At 69.4% G+C, this 7,624-nt stretch carries 7 protein-coding genes and 1 pseudogene; 4 read left to right on the forward strand and 4 right to left on the reverse strand.

Features of this window, described 5'->3' with window-relative positions; genetic code table 11:
- Positions 1-195 precede the first annotated feature (195 nt).
- Entirely contained in the window at positions 196-387 is a 192-nt protein-coding gene (locus tag ACWDKQ_RS34075) for a hypothetical protein (protein WP_450142881.1), read from the reverse strand.
- Between the two features lie 532 nt (positions 388-919).
- Here ACWDKQ_RS34075 and ACWDKQ_RS34080 point away from each other — a divergent pair.
- Positions 920-2,638: a GMC family oxidoreductase N-terminal domain-containing protein gene (locus tag ACWDKQ_RS34080; protein WP_450142882.1), complete on the forward strand. Its 1,719-nt coding sequence runs from the start codon at positions 920-922 to the stop codon at positions 2,636-2,638.
- 64 nt (positions 2,639-2,702) lie between these two features.
- Here ACWDKQ_RS34080 and ACWDKQ_RS34085 read toward each other — a convergent pair whose 3' ends face one another.
- Both ACWDKQ_RS34085 and ACWDKQ_RS34090 read right to left on the reverse strand, forming a co-directional pair.
- Entirely contained in the window at positions 2,703-3,002 is a 300-nt protein-coding gene (locus ACWDKQ_RS34085) for a hypothetical protein (protein WP_450142883.1), read from the reverse strand.
- Positions 3,003-3,196: 194 nt separating this feature from the next.
- Positions 3,197-3,676, reverse strand: a complete 480-nt coding sequence (locus ACWDKQ_RS34090; protein ID WP_450142884.1) for a TetR/AcrR family transcriptional regulator C-terminal domain-containing protein — start codon at positions 3,674-3,676, stop codon at positions 3,197-3,199.
- Between ACWDKQ_RS34090 and ACWDKQ_RS34095 the strand changes: the two genes are divergently transcribed.
- Positions 3,675-4,478: a hypothetical protein gene (locus ACWDKQ_RS34095; protein ID WP_450142885.1), complete on the forward strand. Its 804-nt coding sequence runs from the start codon at positions 3,675-3,677 to the stop codon at positions 4,476-4,478. The genes ACWDKQ_RS34090 and ACWDKQ_RS34095 overlap by 2 nt on opposite strands.
- On the forward strand, positions 4,388-5,989 hold the full coding sequence (guaA, locus tag ACWDKQ_RS34100; RefSeq protein ID WP_450142886.1) for a glutamine-hydrolyzing GMP synthase: 1,602 nt from the start codon (positions 4,388-4,390) through the stop codon (positions 5,987-5,989). The genes ACWDKQ_RS34095 and guaA overlap by 91 nt, the downstream gene beginning before the upstream one ends.
- A gap of 238 nt (positions 5,990-6,227) precedes the next feature.
- Here the strand turns inward: guaA and ACWDKQ_RS34105 are convergent, their stop codons facing one another.
- Positions 6,228-7,118 (reverse strand): glycoside hydrolase family 16 protein, encoded by an 891-nt coding sequence (locus ACWDKQ_RS34105; protein ID WP_450142887.1) that lies wholly within the window; start codon positions 7,116-7,118, stop codon positions 6,228-6,230.
- A 298-nt stretch (positions 7,119-7,416) separates the two neighbouring features.
- On the opposite strand from ACWDKQ_RS34105, the pseudogene ACWDKQ_RS34110 reads away from it, so the two are divergent.
- Positions 7,417-7,624: pseudogene (locus tag ACWDKQ_RS34110) on the forward strand (helicase); the annotation flags it as partial.

Genomic DNA, 7,624 nt, shown 5'->3' on the forward strand with positions numbered 1-7,624 from the left:
GTCGTCGGACACCATCAGCACACGGCCCGCGACCGGACGCAACCCGGTCCCATGCTCATGGCAAACCGGTGGTCCCTTCAGGCTGGCAGGCGACATCCGGCGCGAACTCCGTCCGTTGGGCAGAACCCGCACGACGGGGCCGAAGGGGACCGCCTTGTGCTCCGCGGCTGCGGTGCTAGCGAAGGATCCTCTGCGTCAGCGGAGCTGGCGGTAGAAGGTGCGGAGGTCTTCGGTCAGGTGGTCGGGGGCTTGGAAGGGCGGGAAATGGCCGCTTTCGTCGAACTCCGACCAGTGCACGACGTTGTTCTCCCGCTCCGCGAACCGGCGGATCGTCCGGCCCCCGCCGAACACCGCCACTCCGGTCGGCAACAGCGACTCCTCCTGCACGCCTCAGGTGTTCTCCTCCGCCTCGCGGTACGGGCGAGCCGACGAGCCCGCGGTGCCGGTGAACCAGTAGATCGACGCCTGGGTGAGTAGGTCGTCGCGGCCCGACGCGGTCGGGCCGCAGCCCCCGAACCACTCGTAGATCTCGGAGATCCAGGCGAGCTGCCCGACCGGCGAATCCAGCAGGGCGTAGGCCAGGGTTTGCGGGCGGGGTGCCCTGGATCCAGGCGTAACCGATGCGCTCGTTCATGAACTGCTGCAGCGACGCGATCCTCGCCTGCTCTTCGGCGGTCAGCCTTTCGAGCCCCGTCGGGTCCCAGGACGGCGGCCCCCAGCATGCCGCACACGTGCACGCCGCTGATCCGGTCTGCCGCGATGACTCCGAGGGCGCAGGTGATCTTCGTGCCCCAGTCGCTGCCGTGCGCGCCGTACCGGTCGTAGCCGAGCCGCGCCATAAGCTCGACCCAGGCTGGCGCGATTCACCTCACGTTCCAACCTGTTTCGCACGACAATCCGTAGCTACTGACGAGTAGTTATGTCTAATCTGTCGCGCATGGCTGGACGTGACAAGACCGATACCGATTTCGACGTGGTCGTCATCGGTTCTGGGTTCGGCGGCAGCGTCGCCGCGCTGCGCCTGACCGAGAAGGGCTACCGCGTCGCGGTACTCGAAGCAGGACGCCGGTTCACCGACGACGAGCTGCCCAAGACCTCCTGGGATCTGCGGAAGTTCCTCTGGGCGCCGCAACTCGGCTGCTACGGCATCCAGCGCATCCACCTGCTGCGCAACGTGCTGATCCTGGCCGGTGCGGGCGTCGGCGGCGGATCGCTGAACTACGCCAACACGCTCTACCGGCCACTCAAACAGTTCTACAACGACCCGCAGTGGGCGCACATCACCGACTGGGAGGCCGAGCTCGCCCCGCACTACGACCAGGCCACCCGGATGCTGGGCGTCGTCCAGAACCCGACCGAGACCCCGTCCGACGTGGTGATCAAGCGCGTCGCCGGCGAGATGGGCGTCGGCGACACCTACCACCACACGCCGGTCGGCGTGTACTTCCGCAAGCCCGGGCAGACCGATGCCGACCCGTTCTTCGGAGGTGCCGGGCCCGCGCGCACCGGCTGCACGGAATGCGGCGCCTGCATGACCGGCTGCCGCGTCGGAGCGAAGAACACGCTGGTCAAGAACTACCTGTACCTGGCCGAGGCGGGCGGGGCCAAGGTGTTCCCGATGGCCACGGTGACCCGGCTGGCGCACGGCCGCGACGGCCGCTGGTTCATCGCGACCGCGCGCACCGGCGCGAAGCTGTCCAGGCGGCTGAAGATCTTCCGCGCCGACCAGGTCGTGGTCGCCGCCGGTACTTGGGGCACCCAGAACCTGCTGCACCGCTGCCGGGACAACGGCGACCTGCCGCGGCTGTCCGAGCGGCTGGGGCGGCTGACCCGGACCAACTCCGAGGCGATCATCGGCGCGCAGATGAAGGAGCCGGACCCGAACCGCGACTTCTCCACCGGAGTGGCCATCACCTCGTCGTTCCACCCGGACACCGACACCCACATCGAGCCGGTGCGCTACACCAAGGGCGCCAACGCGATGGGGCTGCTGCAGACCCTGGCGACCAAGGGCGACGAGGGGTCGCGCTGGAAGCAGTGGGCGCGGAGCGTGCTCAAGAACCCGCCGCTGGCGTTTCGCACGCTGTCTGTCAAGAACTGGAGCGAGCGCACCGTGATCCTGCTGGTCATGCAGAGCCTCGACAATTCGCTGACCACCCGGCTCAAGCGGCGCTTCGGCAAATCCCTGCTGACCTCGGAGCAGGGGCACGGCGCGCCCAACCCGACGTTCATCCCGGCTGGTGAGCACGCCAACGAGCTGGTCGCCGAGCAGATCGGCGGAATCGCGGGCGGCACCTGGGGCGAGCTGTTCGACATCCCGATGACCGCGCACTTCCTCGGCGGCTGCGCGATCGGCGAGGACGCCGGGCACGGCGTGATCGACCCGTACCACCGGGCGCACGGGTACCCGACGATGTCCATCGTGGACGGTTCGGCGGTCAGCGCGAACCTCGGCGTGAACCCGTCGCTGACGATCACCGCGCAGGCGGAGCGGGCGTTCTCGATGTGGCCGAACAAGGGCGAGCAGGATTCCCGACCCGCCCAGGAATCCGGCTACCGCCAGGTGGATCCGGTCGCCCCGAAGTCCCCGGCGGTCCCGGCCACCGCGCCGGCCGCGCTCCGCCTGCCCGTCGTGTGAGGCAGCCAGAGCACGCAGCGGAATCCGGCCATCGCCAGCCAGACCACACCGTCCAGGCCCGCGGTCAGCAGGTTCGGCGGCCGGTCGGCTGCGGCGAAGACCGACGGCAGCTCAAGCGGGCGGTGCTGGCGAAGGCGTTCGCGACGGCGGCGGGCACCACCGAGGCGGACCGCGACCGCAGCCAGGTGAAGACGGGCACGACCTGCACGCAGGTGACCAGGAAGGACTTGATCGAGACCTGCCACGACGCGCGCCGGGATACCGCCCGCCCCGCAACGTCGGCAGGGTGCCAGAGCGCGACGACCACACCGGTGACGACCAGCGCGAACACCTGCCCGTGCGGCGGCAGCCGGGGCAGCTGCAACCCCTGCCACCCCAGCCCTCGCCGAAGGATATCGGTCGGGAGACGAGCATCTGGAGCAGTTGCCCGGCCGCCACGAGCCCCAGCCCGGGTCATGGGATGCCGTGCTGCCCCGGGGGTTGCGGGGGCGAACTGGGTCGCGAGCCGCACGGGCGCTCCTCTCCGGCACTGATGCGTCGGTGGGCGGGGCCCCGGCATCACTGCGCGCCCATCCCGTCGATGGCGGCGGCGATGCCGTCGAGGAGCAGTTCCAGACCGAAGGTGAAGTCGTGGTCCGCCGGGTCTTCGGCGACCTGGTCGGTGTGCGGTTCGAAGGCGTCGGCCGCGAACAGCTTCGCCGCGTCCGGGAAGCGGTTCGGGTCGACCAGCCACGCCAGCGTCCGGCCGTAGTCCTGCTCGACCTGCGCTTGGCTGAGGCCGGTGTCCCGGCGGCCTTCTTCGAGTTGCCGGGCCAGCACGATCGCGTGCCGCACCTGCCCACTGACGGCGTTGAGCACACCCACTTGCGTCCCCAAGTCCAACCCGGTGTCCCGGAGGACCCGCAGCAACGCGTCCATCCAGCTGATGGCGTTCGGCCCCCGAGGTGGTCCGGAGGTCGGCACGCCGGTCAGCCACGGGTGTTCGGCGTACCTCGCCCGGATGGCTTGACCGGAATCGGAAATGGAGAAGAAGCTCATGACCGGACAGCTCACCGCGGCCAGGGAACGCGTCCACGACGTCGACGCACTGAGGGGTTTCGCCCTGCTCGGGATTCTCATCGTCAACATCACCTTCATGGCGACGGGCTACCCCGGGAACCTCGTGGCCGACCCGGCGTTGTCCACGACCTACGACGACATCGTCCGTGGGCTGTCGTCGGTACTGGTCGACATGGAGTTCTACCTCCTGTTCTCGTTCCTGTTCGGCTACAGCTTCACGCTGCAGACGGAGGCGGCGCACCGAGCGGGAACGGCCTTCGCGCCACGCATGCTGCGCCGGATAACCGGCCTGTTCGCACTGGGCGTGCTGCACATCGTCTCGCTGCTGGTGATCCAGGCCGTTTCGATGCAGCCCGACCGCGCTCGCGATGTTCCTGCTCGGCATGGTCGCCGGCCGCCGTCGGCTGCTCGCCCGGATGGCGACGAGGCGGTCCTGCGCCCGATCCAGTGGATCGGCTTCCCGGTCGGGCTCGCGGGCGGCCTGATCTACACCTTCGGCGGAGGCAACGGCCACCCGTTGGCCGTAGCGGCCAGCGTCGCCACCGCACTGCTGGCGGCAGCGTACGTCGCGACCCTGCTACGCGTGATGCAGGTCGCGTGGCCTCGCGGGAGGCCCGGGGTCGGTGCCGCTGTGGCCTCGGTTACCTGGGACAATAGGTGCCACCGTTCTCGCCAGGAGGTTTCGACGACGTGTCCGGTACCGCAAGCAGCAATGGCCCCGACCGCCAGGGGCAGGGGCCTGTTCTCGTCGTCGATTACGGCGCCCAGTACGCACAGCTGATCGCGCGACGGGTGCGGGAGGCGCAGGTCTACTCCGAGGTCGTGCCGCACGACACCCCGGTCGAGGACATCGCGCGCCGCGACCCGGCGGCCATCGTGCTCTCCGGCGGCCCGGCCAGCGTCTACGCCGACGGCGCGCCGCAGATCGACCCGGAGTTGTTCAACGCGGGCATCCCGGTGTTCGGAATCTGCTACGGCTTCCAGGCGATGACCTCCGCGCTCGGCGGCACGGTCGAGCACACCGGCACCCGTGAGTACGGCCGCACCGAGCTGGACATCAGCGGCGACGGCGGCACGCTGCACGCGGAGCTGCCCGGGCACCACCCGGTATGGATGAGCCACGGCGATTCGGTTAGCAAGGCCCCGGAAGGCTTCGCCGTCACCGCCGCCACCAAGGACACCCCGGTGGCTGCCTTCGAGAATGTCGAGCGCCGACTGGCCGGCGTGCAGTACCACCCCGAGGTGGTGCACTCGCCGCACGGCCAGGAGGTGTTGCGCCGGTTCCTGCACGAGATCGCCGGGATCCGCCCGCAGTGGACCACCGCGTCCATCGTGGACGAGACGGTGGCGGCGATCCGCGAGCAGATCGGCGACCGGCGGGCGATCTGCGCGCTGTCCGGCGGCGTCGACTCCGCGGTGGCCGCCGCGCTAGTGCACCGCGCCATCGGCGACCAGCTGACCTGCGTGTTCGTCGACCACGGACTGCTGCGCTCCGGTGAGCGCGCCCAGGTGGAGCGCGACTTCGTCGCCGCCACCGGTGTGCGGCTGGTGACCATCGACGCGGTGGACCGGTTCCTCGGCGCACTGGCCGACGTCACTGACCCCGAGGAGAAGCGCAAGATCATCGGCCGCGAGTTCATCCGCGTCTTCGAGCAGGCCGCCCGCGATCTGCAGACCGAGGCGGGCGCGGCCGGCGAGCAGATCGACTTCCTGGTCCAAGGCACGCTGTACCCGGACGTGGTGGAGTCCGGCGGCGGCACCGGCGCGGCGAACATCAAGAGCCACCACAACGTCGGCGGCCTCCCCGACGACCTGCAGTTCGAGCTCGTCGAGCCGCTGCGCGCGCTGTTCAAGGACGAGGTACGCCGGGTCGGGCTGGAGCTGGGCCTGCCGGAGACGATCGTGCACCGGCAGCCGTTCCCCGGGCCGGGCCTGGGCATCCGGATCATCGGCGAGGTGACCGCGGAGCGGCTCGCGACGCTGCGCGCGGCGGATTCGATCGCCCGCGAGGAGCTGACCGCCGCGGGCCTGGACCGCGACATCTGGCAGTGCCCGGTGGTGCTGCTGGCCGACGTCCGGTCAGTGGGCGTCCAGGGCGACGGCCGCACCTACGGGCACCCGGTGGTGCTGCGCCCGGTGTCCAGCGAGGACGCGATGACCGCGGACTGGACCCGGCTGCCCTACGACGTGCTGGAGCGGATCTCCACCCGGATCACCAACGAGGTCGCCGACGTCAACCGGGTAACCCTGGACGTCACCTCCAAGCCTCCGGGCACCATCGAGTGGGAGTGACCCCCTAGGTCCCTTGAGTAAAGGGCACCTTCGGCCGGAGTGGTCAACCGGCATGGCCGGTCGAAGGTGTCCTTCGCGCATCACCGGAGCGGGTCGAAGCGCCGATGGCGGAGCCGGCCGGTGCCGGAGCGTCCGGGGCGCCAGCGTGTTTCGCCGCCCGAACTGCTGCACATCCAGACGCCCTACCGGAGATTTCAGGGCAGGGCACCAGAGCTCACCGCTTCGCGGAATCACGCGGTCAATGCTCGACGCGGACCCAGTCGACGAGGTAGCGGACGTCGCCTGCGGCGACCTTGTCCACCGTGGACTGCGGTAGGCCGAAGTACGGTTGGGTCACGCCGTTGATGCCGTTCGGGTACCCGCCGCCGAGCGCGAAGTTCAGGATCAGGAACTGCGAGTCGTCGTAGGCCCATGTCCAGCCCTTGGACTGGATCTCCTGCTTGGTGACCCGGTACGTCTCGGTGTCGTCCACGAAGAAGGTCAACCCGTTTGGAGTCCAGTCCACTTCGTACACGTGCCAGTCCGCGGGGTCCTTGCTCTTGAAGTTCTGGCGCTTGGTGAACGGGGTGTCGCCGTGGTACTCCGGGCCGTGCAGCGCCGAGCTCGTCCACGGCTCGCCGACGTGTTCCATCACGTCGATCTCGCCGCACTCCGGCCAAGGCTTGCCGGCGTCGATGTTCGCGCCCAGCGACCACCACGCGGGCCACAGTCCGGATGCGGTGGCGTTCTCAGGGAGCTTGAGTCGCGCCGAGTACCTGCCGTAGGTGAACTCGACCTTGTCCTGGGTCTTGATCCGGCCGGAGATGAAGTCGTAGGTCTGGCCGTCCGGCGCCTGGTGGCCGGGCTCGAACCGAGGGTGCAGAGCCAGCGCACCGTTGCTCGCCCCAGTCGACGGGTCCTGATCGAGGTAGATGGTCTCGGGCGAATCGACGTATGCCTGCTGTTCCTGGTTGACGGTGCCGAAGTTCTCGCCGGTGACCTCGACCGTCCACTTGGAACGGTCGAGCTCCGACCCGGAGAAGTCGTCGAAGAACACCTCGGCGCGGGGCGTCGCACCGGCTTCGAACAGCGGCGCGGAGGCCAGCAGTGCGAGCGCGGCACCGGCCGCGAGCAGTCGTCTCGGGGCCATGTCGGCTCCTTCCGAGTAGTTGGGAGCGCCCCACTCCCGCGCACCCAGCGGTCCAAGTGGATCGATCGAGTATGCCCACGGTTCCGCATCAGGTCCCGCGCGTGGCGTGTTTCGGAAACGCGTTCAGATCCCGCGCACGGGTCGGCCAAGGACTGCGGAGCCTTCGCGCGAAATCGCTGTAGCCCGCGGATCGTGCACCCCGGGTGCAGTTGTGGCGAGTGTTGCTGTTTCTCCCGAAATCGATGCCCGAGCCGGGCGAGCGGAACTAGGGTCGGGGGGAGTGATCTGGGGAGGGGCGATGGCTGTGATCACCATCGGGGTCGTGCTGCTGCTCGCGGCCGCCGTCGGGTTCTACTTCATGCGTCGCGCCCGCGACGAGCTGCACGCGATGATCGGCGCCGAAACCTTGCCGGTCAACGAGTTGGAGCTGCTGCGCAAGGCTTCCGACGATGTCGGCGCGCGGGGCGGATTCCGCAAGGAGTGCGAGGTCGTCGGCGCGGCCCACC

The sequence above is a fragment of the Saccharopolyspora sp. NPDC000995 genome, assembly GCF_053599315.1.

What these genes read in the sequence shown, in the direction of transcription:
- ACWDKQ_RS34080 (WP_450142882.1), top strand. Translation starts at nt 920, where the DNA reads ATGTCTAATCTGTCGCGCATGGCTGGACGTGACAAGACCGATACCGAT.
- ACWDKQ_RS34095 (WP_450142885.1), top strand. Translation starts at nt 3,675, where the DNA reads ATGACCGGACAGCTCACCGCGGCCAGGGAACGCGTCCACGACGTCGAC.
- ACWDKQ_RS34090 (WP_450142884.1), bottom strand. Translation starts at nt 3,676, where the DNA reads ATGAGCTTCTTCTCCATTTCCGATTCCGGTCAAGCCATCCGGGCGAGG.
- ACWDKQ_RS34105 (WP_450142887.1), bottom strand. Translation starts at nt 7,118, where the DNA reads ATGGCCCCGAGACGACTGCTCGCGGCCGGTGCCGCGCTCGCACTGCTG.